Source organism: Cellulosilyticum lentocellum DSM 5427 (genome assembly GCF_000178835.2).
GTDB classification, from domain to species: Bacteria; Bacillota; Clostridia; order Lachnospirales; family Cellulosilyticaceae; genus Cellulosilyticum; species Cellulosilyticum lentocellum.
In genome coordinates this window covers 2,010,348-2,027,326 of the sequence record NC_015275.1, presented here as the reverse complement: position 1 = coordinate 2,027,326, position 16,979 = coordinate 2,010,348, and the positions used below count along the sequence as shown (strand labels likewise).

The window sequence follows — 16,979 nt, the reverse complement described above, 5'->3', positions numbered from 1 at the left end:
AAAAAAATCGTTCTACCTTATCACTAAGGTAGAACGATTTAGATCTGGCTATTAGTATTGTCCTGTTTTTTCTAAGAACATCACAAGCATTCTAGCCATTTCTGCTCTTGTTGCAGTTTTTTGTGGTAAATACTGATTATCACCATTTCCTGTAACAAGACCTAATGCTTTAGCAGCTTTAACACTTACCTGAGCCCAAGTAGCTACTTGACTCATATCATTAAAGCTTTGTGTGTCATATCCTGGTATTTTTTCTAAATCCATATTCATAGAATAAGTATATGCTTTTACAAGAAGTGCTGCTAACTCTTCTCTTGTAATGGGTTTATTAGGCTTAAAGCTATTATCTGCATAACCGCTAATAAGTCCTAACTCCTTAAGCGCTATAACAGAACCACTATACCAGCTATCACCTTGAATATCTTTGAATTGACCTTCATTTTGAATGTCCTCAGTATTGATATTTAACATTCGACATAAGTAAGCTGCAAATTCAGCTCTTGTTAATGTGCCTTTTGGGTCAAACCTATTCTCTGTTTTACCCATGGCAATATGCCTTGCTGCTAAAACTTCAATACTATCTTTAGCCCATGGTACTAAGTCTAAATCATCAAAGGTTTTTTCGTACATCATTACTGCATATTGACCAGACTCCGTCATTTTAAAGGTTATACCTTCATCTGTTAATTGACCACCCTTAAAAATCAACTTGCCTGAATCAGTAATTTGATAAACGCCTACTTTTCTCTTATCTGTAATAGCTGCTTTTTGCTCAGCAGTTAGTGGTATGGTTACTTCTATACCACTCTCTAGTTTCTCTATGTTTTTACCCTTCTCATCAATGATTTGTAACTGATGAAGATTGCTTATAGCGGTATAAGGCGTTTGATCTTTTACTTGTTCAAGGTTTGGTTTCTCTTCAAGTACTTTTTGGGTTACTTGAACTTTTGGCAAAGTAGTGGTTCCTTCACTACTTGTTCCATTGCTACTGCCTCCACTACTTCCTCCATTATTATCAGTTGTAGCTTTCTTACCTGACAGAATAACTGTGCCACCTTCAGCTACATTTGGTAAGGTTACCAATACTGTTTCATCTTTTGTCACTATATAAGTCTTACCACTATATTCATCGGTTACTGTACTACCTACTTTATAAGGTACTTTTAAAGTAATTTCTTTATTTGTTTTAGCATTATTAACAGCTACAACAAGTGTATCTTCTCCATAACTTCTTTCAAAAGCTATGTACTGATCACTATTGCTACCTGCTACTTGCTTTCTAGTACCCTTAGAAAATATTTCTGAGTATTTAGCTCTTATACCAAATACTTTTTGATAATGTTTCAAAATAAAATTACTTTCGTTAGCCTTACTCCAATCCATGTCATAGCGATTATCATAGTATGGCCAGTTATTCTTACCACTTTGACCAATTTCTTCCCCATAATAAATAACAGGTTGACCTTTTGAAGTTGCTTGAAGTGTTGCTGCTACTAAAAGCTTATCTGTATTTTGCATACCAAGTGAATACAAGAAACCATCTTCATCATGGCTACCTAAGAAGTTACCATAGGTGGCTGCACTTGTTGCTTTTTCATTTAAAAGTTGTAATTTAGCTTCTGCTTCTTCTAGTCTACCATTTACAAAGTCCTTAGCAATCTCTTTAAAGTCAAAGTTGAGAACTGAATCTGCCAAACCACTATTAAGATAAGTATCTACTTCATTGCCACTTAGCCATGCTTCTACAATGTATCTAAAGTTTGGTTTCACTTCTGACAAAGCATTTTTAAAGGCTTGAAGTGTTGTTTTATCTACGTGCTTAGCTGTATCAATACGGAAATAATCAATGGTATTACCCTGACTAGTCTTACCAAGTTCTTCTACCCATTTCACTTGCCATTCAATAATCTTACTCCTTACTTCTGATTTCTCTGTTATAAAGTCAGGAAGACCAGCAAGCTCACCATAAACTTCATCTGTACTACCATCTGTTCGAAGCATGCCGCTAAACACATCTTGCTCAGCAGAAGTTGGGAAACCGGCTAATCCACTTGGACCACCATTTGCTTCTGGTGTATCACCACTCTTCATGCCATAGCCAGTGTGATTAATAACAACATCTACCATGATCTTCATGTTTCGTGCATGTGCTTCATCAATGAGTGTATGGAAATCTTCTATTGTTCCTAATTCTGGATTAAGTGCTTCAAAATTCTTTGCCCAATAACCATGATAACCATAATAGCTCACATCACTGCCTACTTGGCCTGGTTGTTTACTATACTCATCACTATAAGCTAAAACATTAAAATCGATATTATCAACAATAGGTGTAATCCAAATTGTATTAATTCCTAAATTTTTCAGATAATCCAATTTTGATGTTACGCCTTTAAAGTCTCCTCCGTGATAAGCTCCTTTATCCGCTACATTAACCTTATTACTGTCATTACTTGTATCTCCATTATTAAAACGGTCTGTTAGCATAAAGTAAATGACTGCTTCATCCCAATCAAAATGGTCTTTTCCTACTGACGTTTGTGGATTAATCGTTACATCCGCTGTACCTTTATAAATATTGCCATAAACATCATATACTTGAATTGGTAATTGTTTAAGCCCTGCTGTAGTAGTTTCTGTAGCTGTTAAAGTAATCGCTTTCAAGTCTTTATCTACTACTACACCAGCTTTTCCACCAAGGCCTGTTAAATCTACTGTTATTTTATCAATTTCTAGTTGCTTGTTTGCATCTTCACCTACTGCTTCGGCTTTAATGTGGAGTACTGCACTTTCTCTAAAGTTAAAGGCACCTGGTTTTACTTCACCTGTTACCTTGACATCTAGTTTTTGATATTCAATAACAGATAAACCATTTTCTACCTTAACATTGTTAGGATCAAGTTTTTTCACTCTATTACCAAATGCATCTGTCACATAATAGCAATAATAGTATTTACCTGATTCTAAACCTTTATAGGTATACTTAAATAACTCATTTTTAGCATCATATGCCATGTCATAAAGCTTACCATTAATTTCAACCTCTACTTTTTGAATAGTATCCATTTGATCTGTTTTGAATAAGTTATTATCCCTATAATAGAATAGGATACTATCTTCTTGTGGTAAAATCTGAGGTGCTGTTGCTGGTGCTAAAACCTCTATCTCTTGTACCATTGATGTTACTCTTGCTTTAACAATGGTCTGGTCCTTTTGAACTGGAATGAATCTATCACTTGTAATATCTTGTTTAGCTGTATTCCAATCTGTTCCCTTTCTTACAAGAAAACCTACACGGTCAGCATCTGGACCTAATTCCATCACTGCAATTGCTTTATCCTCTGTGATTTCAGTAAAATCAATCTGGTCATTCTTAGCACCAGTTCCCCATACCCATAAATTCCAGTCTGTATAATCCTTATCAGGTCTTATGTATTCAAGGATGAGATAGCGTTTTTCATAAGCTTTAACAACAAGATTAAGCGTTTCACTTGTTGTCCCTGCTGTTGCTGTAAGCGTTACTTCTCCTGCTACTATACCTGTTACTTCTCCAGAAGTGTTGATACTAGCTACAGAAGGATCACTAGATTGCCATGCTACTTTAGCGCCTAGCATCTCTTGATTAAATTGATCGTATACTTTAGCACTAAGCTGAAGCTTATAGCCTTCATAAACATAATCTTGAGGTGATGCTAATTCCATTTTAGTAGGCGTTAAGGCATTAACAACTTCTACTGGTAAGATTGCTGTAGCATCTCCACAGCTTACTGTAATAGCAGTCTTTCCTACTTTCTTAGCTGTTACTTTACCTATACTATCTACACTTGCAATCGTATCATCTTGAGCTGTCCAAATTATCTTTTGACCTGACATAACTGCGCCCATCTGGTCTTTCACAACTGCTTTAATCATTTTGCTTTGATTAGTAGCTATACCTAAAGTACTTGGTGTAAGAGTTATTGTTTTAGGTATTGGCTCATAATTGGTACCTTCATCATAAAGTACCATCATAGATAATGGTGCTACCTGTACACTGCTAGCCGCTGACAATTGATTAAGAACTACTGTTCCTGCTTTTTTATCATTGACAACGATTTTCCAATCGGCTGTACTTGGTAATTTCACTTCTTTAACAGTATTATTGCCGTTATAAATGACAACAATATTTTTCCATGTATCACCATTGGCGTTATTTTTTAATGTATAAGCTACTACGTTGTTGCTTTTCACATAAGCATCTATATTCGCATTAACTTCTTTATCTGTTGTCATTCTAAAAGCTGGATGTGCTTTTCTAAGAGCAATAAGCCCCTCATAATACTCAGTTACTTCCTTATAGCTGTTTCTGTTTGCCCAGCTAATCATATTAATGCTATCTGGACTCTTATAACTATTGTGGTCCCCATATTTTGTTCTAAGGAATTCTTCACCGGCATGAATAAAGGATGTACCTTGAGAAGTAAGTGCTATGCCATTTGCTAGTATGCTTCGTTTAACGGCTTCATTTTCTAAAACGTTACCGGTTATGCTTGCATAAGGTGTTTTGGCATCTAAGCCCATAGTAGCAAGTACTTTATCCCAAAGATTAAGATTATCGTGAGCTGTTACATAGGAAACCACTTCTGTTGGATTGGTAGCAAAAGTATTAATTGCACCTTTTACACCTTCTACAATGCTAGATTCTTGACCTGTTGCACCTGTTGCAAAACCTTTGCCTGCCCCATCACTATCTCCCTTGATGGCCCCTCTAATCTCATCATTAAATACACCAAAATCTTGACCTTTTTGACTACCTTTAACAGTTTGTTGTTGTAATGGCGTACTTCCACCAGTCCAAGGTTCACCATAAATAATAAAATCTGACTTGATTTCATTCTTGATTTCGCTCGTAATTTGCTTCATGGTTTCTATATCAATAAGCCCCATTAAGTCAAATCTAAAGCCATCTAAATTGTATTCTGATGCCCAATACTTAGCAGAGTCTTTAATAAACTTTCTTACCATTGGTCTTTCTGAAGCTACTTCATTACCACAACCTGAACCATTAGTAAACTTACCTGTATCATCTGTTCGATAATAATAACCAGGTACTACTTTATTAAAAGGACTTGTCACATCTGTATCAAATGTATGGTTATATACCACGTCCATAATAACACCAATACCTGCCTCATGAAGTGCATTAATCATTTGTTTCAGTTCATTAACTCTTTTAACAGGATCTGTAGGATCTGTAGCATAAGATCCTTCTGGTACATTATAGTTTTGTGGGTCATACCCCCAGTTAAACTGAGCTTCTGCGCTAGCTTCATCTACTGAGCCAAAATCATAGATTGGTAAAAGCTGTACATGAGTAATCCCTAATTTCTTAAGATGATCAATACCTACTGGTTCACCATTTAGTGTTAATCCTTTCTCCGTAAAGGCTAGATATTTGCCTTTATTGATAAATGGTGCATTTGGATCAATAGACATATCTCTTACATGAAGTTCATAAACTATAGCATCTGCAGAACTTGCAACTGCAGGACCTACATTACTGTAAAAACCAGCTGGGTTTGTTGCATTTAAATCAATAATGGCTGCTTTTTTACCATTGACTGAAGCAGATTTTGCATAAGGGTCCATTGCATCTTTATTAACACTGCCATCTGCAAAGTAAACCGTATAGGTATAAAACTTACCTGCTAAATTACCTGCTAAATTCACAGTCCAAACACCTGCACTCTGACGTGTCATAGCATGAGTAACACCTGTTTCAGTAACTGCATTGTCATAAAGTACCACTTCTACTTTAGTAGCTGTAGGTGCCCATAGTTTAAAGGTGCTGCTTGATGATGAATAAGTCATCCCTAAATCATCACCTGAATAATAATAAGCATCATCATCTAGAATTTTTCTCATAAGTACATTGCTAGCTTTAAAGGTTGGTGCACTTACTGTATATTGTTTAGTCACGTCAATAGCTGTGCCATCTGTTATAACTAATTTTACTGAAGTATCACTTATTTTAGTTGCAGTTGTTGCAATAACCTGATTGGCTGCCACGTCCTTAAGTTCAATATCGGTTAGTGCTGTTATAGGGTTATTAAAACTAACGAGTATCGTATCTTCGCTGTCTGCTAAGGCACTTTGCACTTTAGCTGTTAAATCTGGTTTTGAATAATAAACCTTCTCATCCCCTTGTACACACCATACTTCTACTTCTGTTTGCCCTGTTGGTACAGTGACAATACGGTCTCCACCATCTTCACCTTTCCAGTCGCCTTTTTTGAACTTGAAATTAAGTGCATTGCTAGGTACCTTATATAGAGCTTGTTTAAATTCTCCTACTAACTCAGTAGCAAAACTAACATCTACTCCACCTTTGCCCGTTTCCCAAGTCCATATACTCCAATCTGTATAATCTGCGGTTGGTCTATAATAATTAATCTTATAAGTATAAAGTTGACTTACTACTTCTACTTTAATCACTAATTCCTGATCTCCTGAACTAGCCATTAAATCAACACTATTACCAGTAAATGTTTTATCTACTGTAAGGATACCATTTTCAAGTGTAACCCCTGTTGGTACTGGTTCTTTTAAAGCATAGCTAGGTGTTACGATTGTGCTCTTACCTTGACTATCCCATAATGTAGCACTAGTAGGCAAAGAAGTCGGCACTCCTTTTTGCACACTTATCGCTTCTACTACTAGACCAGGTACAATAAGAATAGAATTATCTTCAGTTCCAGGATTTAAAGGATCTTTAAAAGAACCATTCCAATCCTTATTAGATAATTTAAACTTATATTCATACTTGCCAGGCGCTACAGGATTTTTAGTGGTATAAGAGAACATGCCTTTCTCATTTTTAGTAATCTCTTTACCATCCCAGTCTTCTCCTTCTACTGTACCTGCTATATAAAGCTTTTCACCTGTATAACTTGGAATATTAAAAGTTACTGTTCCATCAGGATTAATAACTGGACTTTTAATGAGTTCTGTCACCGCATTAACTTCTATGGTAGTTGTTAAACTATTATATTCTGCTTTTAGCTGAATTTTTCCTGCTGGGTAATCAGCTGCTACGTTTAATACATTGCTACTTAAACTTAATTTGCTATCAGGATTAACTAAGGAATATACTGGTTCTACTTCCTCTACCTGCTGACTTTCTTTATAATACTTAACTTTTGGTAAAGAAATAAATTCGCCTATTTTCACCTCTAAAGGTTCTTTTTGTATAAGACCTTCTATGTAAACTAAACTATTTCCACCACTCGTTTTATTATTATTTTTAGGATCAGGAACCCAATCTTTACCATTTACTACAAACTTATACTCATTAATAATGTCAGTTACTTCTACTGTTGTTTCCCATAAACCCTCACTGTTTAATATCATTTGATTAGCAGTTTGGTTCCAGTTATTAAAACTACCTGCTACGTATACGTTACTAGCTTCAGCATTCATATACTTAAAGATAACATCTTTTCCTGATACAGTGGGACTTGTAAAGTCAATCGGTACAACACTTGAGGCCTGTACTGTATAAGTATTAGCATAAGTTCCTTGTGGATTCATATTAATACCTGATTCATTCCATGCATCTGCCAACATATTAGCAGAGTCTTCTGGAATAACATTAAATGCACCATGCTCATTACTTGTATTTCCACTCAGGACAACAATAGGATGAATCTTGCTATCTGTCGTTACACCTAAAGCAGTTAATGGAATAGAACCTTCAATCCCTACTGTTCTATTACCTTTCACTACAATATCTTTTGGATTACTTGTTGTATCTAATACAACTTCTATAGCGCTACCTGTTGTACTCTTTGTTAAACTAGAATAACCTGCCACATCACCTGCAATACGAATATTCACATGATACTGTGGCGCTGCTGCCATAGCAGTATAATTATATTGATTTCCCCATGGATTAGCAGAATCACCTACCTCCTGATCTTCTACATAAAGTCCTAGGTCAACATACATACCAGTAGCACCCCAGTTAGGAATATTAGTATCAATCCAAAAATAAAGATTCTTAGAATCATTAGATAGATACAAGTCTCCAAGTATTGTACTTGCCCATCCATCTGATGAACCTTTTCCTAAAGAAGTGGTATTCCAATCTGCTTTATCACCATCTACAACTGTGAATGTAGCTGCTTTAAGGGTATTCCAGTTCATGCTAAATCCCGTAAACATGGAAAATACCATACAAATCACAAGTAACCATGCAAGTCTTATTTTATTGCCTTTAAATTTCATAGTTTAATTATTCCCCCTTCATTCCTTTTTCTACCTCATACTCTTTTACCCCTCTTCTCCTTTCACCATTAATTTATACTAGCTACAAGATAGATTTAATACCCTTCTTATAAGTAGTAAACATAATAGAATTTCATTTTTGATATCCTTACCGGTAACGTTACCGTTATAGTATCAAAAATATGCAATTAATCTCCCCAGACATCACTTTCCATTAAGCAATATTTATAAAATTAACTGCATTTTTCTTATAGTTATTATATATTACTCCTTAATATAATTCAATATATTTTATATATTGCATTATTTTATATAATATTTTCAAACTTATACCCTTATTTTTTCTTCTCTCAAAGTAAAAGAGCCTTGTTTACTTAAAAAGCTAACAAGACTCTTTACATCTAAATATTCTCTATACTTACTTTTTTGCTCGTAGTACAAATAATCTTTCTAGGGATATTAGATAAAGTAGTATATAAAATCGTCTTGCCCCCCCACAAAGTTTGAATATACTTGAGTGTTTCCGTGGCATAAGCTAGATTTAACTCTTTGTCATCACTTATATGCTCTAACACTAAAGTGTGCTCTTGATGTATCATTTCTTTGACTTGCACGACAGGCATACCACCCATACCTACATTATTAGCAAGTGTATTTCTAATTTGTTTCCAGCCTATGTCATTAGCTACTTCAGATACGACATAATAACGCTCTTCTTCCTGAAATTCACATAGATGACTCTTCGCTGCTAGGTCATACGTTAAATACTTTCTTATAAATGAAGCATCTCTTTCTAGCATTCTGATTTCTGCTAGTTTTTTAAAATCACCATCATACTGGTGATACAAATCCTGCCAGATTTTAAATCCTAAATAGTAGGGATTGAGCTGACCTGGCACTTGACAAATGACACTATTATGCACCTTATAAAATTCTAAGCTCATCCCCTGATTTAAGTTAAGACGATTTAAGATTGTATAATGCCAAAAGGTAGCCCAGCCCTCATTCATAATCTTTGTTTCAATCTGAGGAAGAAAGTACCTACCTTCTTCCATTACAATATTAATGACATCTCTTTGCCACTCTTCTAAATCACCAAAGGCACCTAAATATTCAAGGAGATTGTCATAAGGATAAATAACTTCTTCTCTAGGTTCAAAAGGTTTACTTCTAAAGCTGTGGCACTGATAACGAATGGAATGAGCTGCATCTAATATCTGCTCTACTGCCTCATAGCCAATATTAGGGTCCTTGATATAATGCCTGATACGATCAGCATGGGTTTTAAACTTCTCTACGGTAAGTCTTGCATTGGTGTGTGTAGTAAATAGACGATTATTCTTAAAAAAATCATTATGCCCATAAACATGAGCAATTGTTAAAACCTGCAAAACCAAACTATTATCTTTCATAAGGTAAGCAATACAGGGGTTCGAATTAATAACCATTTCATAGGGTAAACCCGTTAAATTATATCTATATGCTGTTTTTAAGCGATCATAGCTTTTACCATAGCTCCAATGTGAATAATGAGAAGGCATACCTACATAAGCTTCATAACAAAGCATATCCTCAAAACTAATGATTTCAAATTCTTGAGGATAATAATCAAGTCCAATTTCACCAGCAATACTTTCTATTTGTTCATTATACCTCTCTAAATCCTTCATTGTATAATCCATGCTACTCACCTCCCTTAGCCAATTTTGCTTTGGATTCAATAGCAAGCATTTCCACAAAAGCTGTCCATACTTCTTCTTTCCTAGTAATCTTGACAGCTGTAAAATTTGCTTTTTTCACATCCTCTAAATACCTCGACATAATGGTACTGGTATACGTACTTGTTTTAATTTCGCCATAACCAAATAAATTGCATACATCACATAACTCGTTAGCTAACTGTACTGCTCTATCATTATCTTCTCCCCAATTATCCCCGTCACTACAATGAAAAGTATAAATATTCCATTTAGAAGGATGATATCTTTCTTCAATCAATTCTAAAGCTTTTTCATAACCGCTACTAATATAAGTTCCACCACTTTCTCCTCTATGGAAAAAATCATCTTCACTTACTTCTTTAGCAACTGTGGTATGAGCGACAAAAGCAATTTCCACATGTATATATTTAATACTAAGAAATTGATATAGTAAAAAATAAAAGCTACGTGCAAGATATTTTTTTGTTTGCCCCATTGAGCCTGACGTATCCATAATACAAATAACTACCGCGTTTGAATCTCTCTTGAGCTTTGGTTTCTTGTAAAAATATTTTAAGTCATCCTGATGAAATGGTATTCTATCCTGAGCATTAAAGCTTTGCCCTATTTCGCTATAAGTCTTTTGCTGCCTTTTTTCTCTTTTTATTTTTTCAATAACTGTATGTTTCTTAGATAATCGGCATCTAGCACCTTTATCTCTTACGCCATTTCTCTTTGAGCCATACTGAGTTTCAATTTCATTGAATTGTTTATGCTCTAAATAAGGGAGGCTGATATCTTCAAACAGGTAATGAATAGCTTCTTCTACTGTAATCTCTGTTTCATAAATTTCTTCTCCTTCATCATTACCCGCCCCTTCATCTCCTGCCTTGCCTTCTCCATATTCCTTTTTAGGGATTTTTTTGCCTTTTTCTTCTTCGCCTGTCCCCGAAATAACACCTTTTTGATTACGTCCATGTTTAAAATAATATTCTTTAAGACCTTTAATGGGAATTTTGATTTTCTTATTTTTAGCTTTACCTATAATACTTTCATCTGAAATAATACTTCCTATATTATCTTTAATACTCTTCTCAACCAACTCTCTATGTCGTCTGCGATCCTCCACGCTACGATCTCTGCTATGGGGTTGAAACTCTTTAAAAATGGTTGTCATAAGCTTCGCCTAATCTTTCCACAAATTATTAGCAGCATATTTAAGAATCACATTACAACAATGATTACAATAGCCATTAGCTTTCATTTCTTCTACCATAGCATCATATTTGACATTTTGTTCTTTATCTCTTACCTTATTTTGTGTAATAATACGAGATAATTCTCTTACAGAGGTGGTGAGTTTCTTTTCAATAGCTTCTTTAAGTGGTTCATAGGAGGTATAGTCCACTTTTCCGCCATTACGTACAATAGAGAACATATAGGAAGTCACATCTTGTCTAAATCCTTTAGCACCTGCTTGAGTAATGCCTAATTGTTCTTCAATAGAACGCATAAATTCTTCATCAGGATTCAGCTCTTCTCCTGTATTTTGATCCTTTAGCTTTGTTTTATTGGCATAAGCTTCGGCATGATCTAAGTAATTATTAAATAAATCTTCAGCTTGTTCCTTGTAACCATGTATAAAGGCTTTTGTCACTTCTTTCTCAAGTATTTTATGATATTCTTTCTTGATCGTATCTTGTAAAAAGCCCAAATACTTTTTCTTTAATTCATCAGAAATAGTCAGTTCTTTAACCTCTCTTAATAAAACTTCCATTAATCCAATTGGATTAATACAGTGGCATTCAGATTCTGCTAAAGCTGTATCGATTGCTTTAAAGATAAAACGTGTAGAAATGCCAGACATACCTTCTCGTTCTGCTTCATCCTTTAATTCCAAGATATCAATACGTTTTGTTGTTCCCTTTTCAATAACTTCCTCACCATTATAAATCTTTAATTTGGTTAATGGATCTACCTTCGCAGATGGTGCTAGTCTAGAAAGGATAGCAAACATTCCTGCTAAATCTAAGGTATGTGGTGCGATATGAGAATTAAAATTGGAACGTTTAAGCATCTTATCATAAATCTTGATTTCTTCACTTAGCTCTAAACAATACGGTACTTCAATTTTAACGATACGGTCTAATATAGCTTCATTGGTATGATCTGATTTAAATTTATTCCATTCTGCTTCATTGGAATGAGCTAGAATAACCCCGTCGAAATAAATCATGGCGTTCTTACCCGGAGACGGTATACTTTTCTCCTGAGTTGCTGTAATCATCGTATGTAAATATTCTACATCATTTTTAAATACTTCTATAAATTCTACAATACCACGATTACCTGCATTAAACGCACCATTTAGAGATAATACCCTTGGATCATCTTCAGGATATAAATCCATTTTTGATATATCAATAGAGCCTACCAGTACTGATGTATCTTGGTTATTAGGATCTACTGGAGGTACTACCCCTATTCCTTTTCTTGAGCGAATAGAAAAGTCTATAGCTTCTACAGGGAATTTTTCATACTCACCATTAAATTCATTCATAAGGCGATACTTACAAACAGGGCATAAATCTCCTTCAATTTTAATATTCAGTAGTTTTTCGACTTGCCCCCTTAGATGTTTAGGCAAAAGATGTAAAGGTTCCTCTCGCATGGGACATCCCTGTAAGCTATAAATAGGAGGGCTTTCTTCTAACAAACGTTTAATCGCATCAATCAAGGATGATTTACCAGCCCCTACAGGCCCAACTAAATAAAGGACTTGCCTTGATTCTTCCCCTTTCATAGCTGCTGAACAAAAGTAACGTACAATCTTCATGATTGTTTGATCAATACCAAAAAAATCGTCTTTAAAAAAGGCATAGCGTTTAATAACTTCTTTTCCATAAATACGCATTAACCTAGCATCTTCTTCTGTTTTAATATGCTCTACACCTGGCTTTGTCAATAGATGATATAACCTTTCATGAGCTAGCTGGTAGGATGTCGTATCCTCCCTTAATAGATTTAAATAATCTAAAAAAGTTCCTTTAAACTTATCTGCTTTCCTTTCTTTACGGTCTTCTAATATGAGCGTAGAAAAATCCACCATATATTTTCACTCCTTTAAATGGCTAAGGGTCTCTTTAAAATATATGGTGGACGGAAACAATACATGCCTAAATTTTTATGACTTATAATAACAAGCGGTGTATTTACTTAATTCATCTAAAGCATAATAAACCTCTCCTTGTAAATCTTGTTTTTTTGCTACCTTTTTTAAATTCACTTTAGGGAAACAAGTACCCATGTACTCTTCTGAGATATAAAGTTTATCCTCAAAATAAGTTCCTATAATACTATATTTCATATAGCAAGGTACTTTATCCTTTTGCGGTATTTGTAATGTATTTTCACAAGCCAGTGGTAAAGTAAGGGCTTTCATTGTATTAATAAGTGCTGGTTGTGTTGTCAAACGGTAATCTTCTTTATTGTTATTACTGATGGCGTTCATATCCACATTCATATATAGAACACCTCTTAATCTAGGGTAACTTTCCAATACCTCTTTATAAAATAACGTTAATTGGTCTTGTGTCTCATGAATGGTATAAACATGATCCACTCTGGAAAAATGTGAAATAGCTAAAGAAGATATCAGCATAGGCTTAGCATGTTGAAAATTTTTATACCAAAAATCTAATTGCTTCGTTCCTTCATAACTATAACGTTCACCTTGCTTATAGCGTGGTATATAAATATTGATACCTGCCCAATCGATATACTTATCTCCTGGATAATAAAGTGGCATATCAGAAACCCTGGATTCATCAGTGCTCCATACTACAATAGCATTTTTAACATACTTATGCACAATCTCATAAGCTCTTTGATAAATCTTTTTATATTCACTAGGTGCGTAATTTCTAGTAGTAAGTGGGTAAAGCTCAATAAATACTGGCATACCATATGCTGATTTTAAGTCATAGACTAAATGATATAACGGCGTTAAATCATAATTGTTATCTAATACAATCTTAATGTAAGGCACTTTTTTTTGTGCCATACATCTTAAAAGCTCTTGTGCAGGGAGGTTTTCCTCCAAATTATATTCAAATACTTTAAAAGTTTGAACCTGTCCTAACATTCTCTCATAAGCTAGTAGGTCACCTGTTATATTCTCATCTTTTTGAACATATGCCCCTGTGTAAACACCTGATACAGGCTCATACTCACCTAATTTAATTTCTTCTTCTACATAAAGTTCTAAAGGTACTTGCCTTTGCGCATATGCTTCAAGACCTACTGTCTGTTCATCATAAAGAACGCTTTTGCTACAAGCACTTAATGAAAGTAGCATACCTGCAAGGCCTATTAACAATACTCTTTTAGGAATTGTGTGCTTCATAGCTCTCACCTCCTATAGATTATTGTCAATAATTTCTCTATTTATACATTATTGATAACGTGCTTCTATATAACTTTGTAGTATCTTTAAATAATGTACATATAAACCGCCTTCTAAAGGAATTAAATATTTTTTCTCAAATTTATCATAAGGAATGGACTTTCTTCCTCCTTCTTCTGCTTCTTTATAAAGACGTTCTAAGTCATCAATAGGTAGAAAATAATATTCCTCATACTTTTTAAAGTTGACAACTAAAAAAGCTTCACCACCCTGCTTTTTAAAATCACTCATAAAGCGCACTTGATGGTCATGAATATTACTCATGGGCAAAAAATTTTTCGTTGTTTCTTTGGCATCAAAACAAATAGCGACGCCTTGTACAACACCAATATAGTCTACTGTACTTTTTTGTTCGAAATACGCTAGGGTAATCGTTCTCTTTTCTTGATCGATACGTATTGGCTTAATAGGTGTTGGTACTTTCTGAATAATCCCTAGATTCTTTTCTCTATACAATTCATTGGTTAAGTTAATTTGTTCTTCTAATTCATTTCCTCTTAAACCTCTTGTATTCCAATAACCCAAATTTTCTCCCCCTTTTATTGATTTTTTGTAAAATATTGGTTATTATTATATTAATTAACAATCATCTGTTTATTTCTTACTAAGGAGGCGGTTCTATGCTACGCTACATACGTTTTTTATGGAAATGTAGCCAAACACGATTTCAATTTTTTTCCTATCCTTCCTTGCAAAAAGCAAAATTCTTAGCTGAAAATAATTTGTCCTTCTTAGCAGGGATTTATTATTTAGACTCTAAAGAATATACGGAAGCTGCATCTTGCTTTGAAAAAGCTGGTGCTTATAAACACCTTATTATTGCTTATCAAAAACAAGGTCTGTATGGGAGAGCCATTACTTTAGCAGACCAAAAAAATATTATGAACGTGGTGCTGCTATTTGTTTGCACATTCATGATTATCAAAAAGCAGCTTATTTTTATAGTTATTTTAATCCTTTAGAAGCTGCTAAGCTTTACAAACAAGAGTACTGCTTTTATGAAGCTGGTTATGCTTACCTCTATGCTTATAATGGATTGAAAGCCATTGATTGTTTTAGGTGTTGCAAAAATCCATTACAAAAGGAGCAGGGTTTAAAAGAAGTGGCAGAATTTGCGCTAGTCCTTTATTTTACTAAACAATATGAAGACGCATTTGAACTCTTTATCAAACTGAATGATTATTATTCTGCTCTTGAATGTGCTAAAAAATTAAAAGAAAATGAATTAATTAAATCTACTTGCTTACTCATTGGTATGGAAGAAGCAGAAAAAAAGCACTACTCTTTTGCAGCTAAATGCGTAGAACCTTTTGATACAGAATTAGCTATGTATTATTATAGCTTAGACCATGCCTACGAAGAAACTGTACGTCTATTGCTCACTCATGGCGATTATGAGAAGGCGTTACACATTTGTTTGCTAGAAAATGACTTGAACCGCGCATATGAAATTGCTTCTACTTATAATCCTACCTTACTCAGTTCATAAAATGCAAGTTCTTTCCTAACTACTTTAAAAGAAAGGGAGCAACCTATGGCACATGCCTAAATTACTCCCTTCATTACTTGTTATTATAAAAGAGCTTCTCCTGCACAAATCTGTGAATAAATAGCAGGTGCTGGTACAGTAAATACACGATCTTGTAAATACAGAAATGGTGCCTTACAAAGTTCAAATTTCACTTTATATGCACATAAAATCTGATACTTTAAGCCGTACTGAGAAGCAAAATATTGATTTTCTATAGGGTCACCATATTTAGGATCTCCAATGATGGGATGTCCAATTTTACTTAGGTGGGCTCTAATTTGATGCGTTTTCCCTGTTACTAACTGTACTTCAACTAAAGTATATCTACCATTGGTCTTTAAAGGAAGAATGCGGGTTTCTACAGGCTTAGCACCTTCTACATATTCTGTTGTAATCTTTACTTCATTTTTACCTTCCTGCTTTATATGATAACCTTTTAAAATCATTGGAGCTGTTACTCTACCTAGTACAATACTCATATAATACTTAGAAATTTGCTTCGTTTGAAGCATCTCTCCTAGTACTTGAACCGCTGGAATATGTTTACCTACTAATACAATACCTGCTGTATTGCGATCCAGGCGATTACATGGTGCCGGTGTAAAACCTTTAGAGGTTTTGGGGTCATAACTCCCATTATCTTTTAAATAAGATAAGACTTCATCAGCCAAACTATGCCCTGTTGCTGTATCTTTTTGAGTAAGTAGTCCCATAGGTTTATTAACAATCAGTATATGTTCATCTTCATAAACAGTTTGAAAGCTAATAGGCACTTTTTTTACTTCTTTTTCACTAGAAAAGGTCTTAAATTGTTCTTCTGTGAAAAAGATTTTTATTTCATCACCTTCTTGTAAGATTTCATTGCCTTGAGGTTTCTTCCCATTGTATTTAATTTTTTTCGTTCTCATTCCTTTATAAATGAAGCTTTTAGGACATTCATTTAAATATTTCATCAAAAATTTATCTAAACGTTGATTTGCTTCTAAAGGCGTAATTGTAATCTGTCTCATTTTTCCAC

The 16,979-nt window shown here is 34.4% G+C and carries 9 protein-coding genes; 2 read left to right on the top strand and 7 right to left on the bottom strand.

Annotation, left to right across the window (positions count from 1 at the left end):
• Positions 1-51 precede the first annotated feature (51 nt).
• From pulA to CLOLE_RS09120, 6 genes are all read right to left on the bottom strand, one after another.
• Complete coding sequence (gene pulA / locus CLOLE_RS09145) at positions 52-8,265, bottom strand: type I pullulanase (RefSeq protein ID WP_013656821.1); 8,214 nt, start codon at positions 8,263-8,265, stop codon at positions 52-54.
• A gap of 401 nt (positions 8,266-8,666) precedes the next feature.
• Entirely contained in the window at positions 8,667-9,947 is a 1,281-nt protein-coding gene (locus CLOLE_RS09140) for a SpoVR family protein (RefSeq protein ID WP_013656820.1), read from the bottom strand.
• A 1-nt stretch (position 9,948) separates the two neighbouring features.
• Positions 9,949-11,142 carry a sporulation protein YhbH gene (yhbH, locus tag CLOLE_RS09135; protein WP_013656819.1) on the bottom strand — a complete coding sequence of 398 codons (1,194 nt, stop codon included), beginning with the start codon at positions 11,140-11,142 and terminating at the stop codon, positions 9,949-9,951.
• A 9-nt stretch (positions 11,143-11,151) separates the two neighbouring features.
• Positions 11,152-13,074 carry a PrkA family serine protein kinase gene (locus CLOLE_RS09130; RefSeq protein WP_013656818.1) on the bottom strand — a complete coding sequence of 641 codons (1,923 nt, stop codon included), beginning with the start codon at positions 13,072-13,074 and terminating at the stop codon, positions 11,152-11,154.
• A 75-nt stretch (positions 13,075-13,149) separates the two neighbouring features.
• Positions 13,150-14,370 (bottom strand): endoglucanase, encoded by a 1,221-nt coding sequence (locus CLOLE_RS09125; protein ID WP_013656817.1) that lies wholly within the window; start codon positions 14,368-14,370, stop codon positions 13,150-13,152.
• A 48-nt stretch (positions 14,371-14,418) separates the two neighbouring features.
• On the bottom strand, positions 14,419-14,955 hold the full coding sequence (locus CLOLE_RS09120; RefSeq protein WP_013656816.1) for a Holliday junction resolvase RecU: 537 nt from the start codon (positions 14,953-14,955) through the stop codon (positions 14,419-14,421).
• 95 nt (positions 14,956-15,050) lie between these two features.
• On the opposite strand from CLOLE_RS09120, the gene CLOLE_RS09115 reads away from it, so the two are divergent.
• Together CLOLE_RS09115 and CLOLE_RS09110 are read left to right on the top strand one after the other, a co-directional pair.
• Entirely contained in the window at positions 15,051-15,392 is a 342-nt protein-coding gene (locus CLOLE_RS09115; RefSeq protein WP_013656815.1) for a hypothetical protein, read from the top strand.
• Entirely contained in the window at positions 15,335-15,919 is a 585-nt protein-coding gene (locus CLOLE_RS09110) for a hypothetical protein (protein WP_013656814.1), read from the top strand. Before CLOLE_RS09115 ends, CLOLE_RS09110 begins: the two co-directional genes overlap by 58 nt.
• Before the next feature lie 83 nt (positions 15,920-16,002).
• On the opposite strand, the gene CLOLE_RS09105 is transcribed toward CLOLE_RS09110, so the two are convergent.
• Positions 16,003-16,971, bottom strand: coding sequence for an RluA family pseudouridine synthase (locus CLOLE_RS09105; protein ID WP_013656813.1), 969 nt, complete (start codon positions 16,969-16,971; stop codon positions 16,003-16,005).
• Positions 16,972-16,979: the final 8 nt, after the last annotated feature.

Coding starts and splice junctions, on each gene's coding strand:
- pulA (WP_013656821.1), bottom strand. CDS start 8,265: ATGAAATTTAAAGGCAATAAAATAAGACTTGCATGGTTACTTGTGATT.
- CLOLE_RS09140 (WP_013656820.1), bottom strand. CDS start 9,947: ATGGATTATACAATGAAGGATTTAGAGAGGTATAATGAACAAATAGAA.
- yhbH (WP_013656819.1), bottom strand. CDS start 11,142: ATGACAACCATTTTTAAAGAGTTTCAACCCCATAGCAGAGATCGTAGC.
- CLOLE_RS09130 (WP_013656818.1), bottom strand. CDS start 13,074: ATGGTGGATTTTTCTACGCTCATATTAGAAGACCGTAAAGAAAGGAAA.
- CLOLE_RS09125 (WP_013656817.1), bottom strand. CDS start 14,370: ATGAAGCACACAATTCCTAAAAGAGTATTGTTAATAGGCCTTGCAGGT.
- CLOLE_RS09115 (WP_013656815.1), top strand. CDS start 15,051: ATGCTACGCTACATACGTTTTTTATGGAAATGTAGCCAAACACGATTT.
- CLOLE_RS09105 (WP_013656813.1), bottom strand. CDS start 16,971: ATGAGACAGATTACAATTACGCCTTTAGAAGCAAATCAACGTTTAGAT.